Consider the following 461-nt stretch of genomic DNA (forward strand, 5'->3'; position numbering starts at 1 on the left):
TCACTATTGTTTTTTGTTTGTTTTAATTTATCAATCAAAAACTCAATTGCATCTGTTACATTCATAGGCGCCAAAATACGACGAAGTACAAACATTTTATGTAAATCTTGCCGTGCTACTAAAAGCTCTTCTTTACGTGTTCCTGACTTCAATATATCCATAGCTGGGAAAATTAGCTTATCAGCAATTTTACGATCGAGAACAATTTCCGAATTACCAGTACCTTTAAATTCTTCAAAAATAACCTCATCCATACGACTACCAGTATCAATCAAAGCCGTTGCAATAATGGTTAAAGATCCACCTTCTTCAATGTTACGTACTGCGCCAAAAAAACGCTTTGGACGCTGTAGCGCATTTGCATCTACACCACCTGTTAAAACCTTTCCTGATGAAGGAACAACCGTATTATACGCACGTCCAAGACGTGTAATAGAATCGAGAAGAATAACGACATCGCG

At 37.1% G+C, this 461-nt stretch carries 1 pseudogene; it reads right to left on the reverse strand.

From position 1 onward, the window contains the following. Positions 1-461 (reverse strand): annotated as a pseudogene (locus tag J7R05_RS08005) (transcription termination factor Rho); the annotation flags it as partial.

The sequence above is a fragment of the Bartonella capreoli genome, assembly GCF_902813205.1.
Classification (GTDB): domain Bacteria; phylum Pseudomonadota; class Alphaproteobacteria; order Rhizobiales; family Rhizobiaceae; genus Bartonella; species Bartonella schoenbuchensis.